Source organism: Haloferula sp. A504, from assembly GCF_044385805.1.
Classification (GTDB): domain Bacteria; phylum Verrucomicrobiota; class Verrucomicrobiia; order Verrucomicrobiales; family Akkermansiaceae; genus Haloferula.
On record NZ_JBISBU010000199.1, the window covers coordinates 1 to 514 of the forward strand.

Sequence of the window (514 nt, forward strand, 5' to 3'; positions counted from 1 at the left end):
GATCACATGTCCCCATAGGCCAGCAGCCCACATGACGGCACGCCGGGGGCATGTTTGGCGGCGCGCGTGCCCCGACAAAGTCGGCGGGAGCCTGATCTTGAGGGGGAAAGCAGTTCCGGGGAGGTGGTCCAGAGGCTGAAGATGTTGCAATGCAGCGCCTGGTACCGTTCACGCGACCGACCTTATTCAGATAGTTGAGAGGGCGTTTCTAAGTTTTTTGGGACCCTAGAGATGGATTCGGGAAACCTACGGAAAGAGCTGGGCCGTTCTGCCCAAAACTACCATGACCACCGTAGCCAATTGTCAAAATGCAGCACCTGACCCCATCCAGGAGTCGGGATCCTTGGTGACCTCTTCGGGATCGACGACGCCGTCGATGACGATCTTGAGGTTCTTCGGGAAACGGTCAGCCTTGGTGCGGCGGCTTCTTTTTCCCTTCGGCCTTTCGTCCTCCTCCGGTGCGGGGTCCTCGCCGTCGGACTCGGGAGGAGGGGCGGGCTTTCCCAGCACCATC

Annotated in this window: 1 protein-coding gene; it reads right to left on the reverse strand. The window is 59.9% G+C overall.

Annotated features, from left to right (window positions below; genetic code table 11):
• Positions 1 to 303: 303 nt before the first annotated feature.
• Positions 304 to 514, reverse strand: a 211-nt coding sequence (locus tag ACG2LG_RS24170) for a hypothetical protein (protein ID WP_396263468.1), incomplete at its 5' end; no start/stop codon positions are given.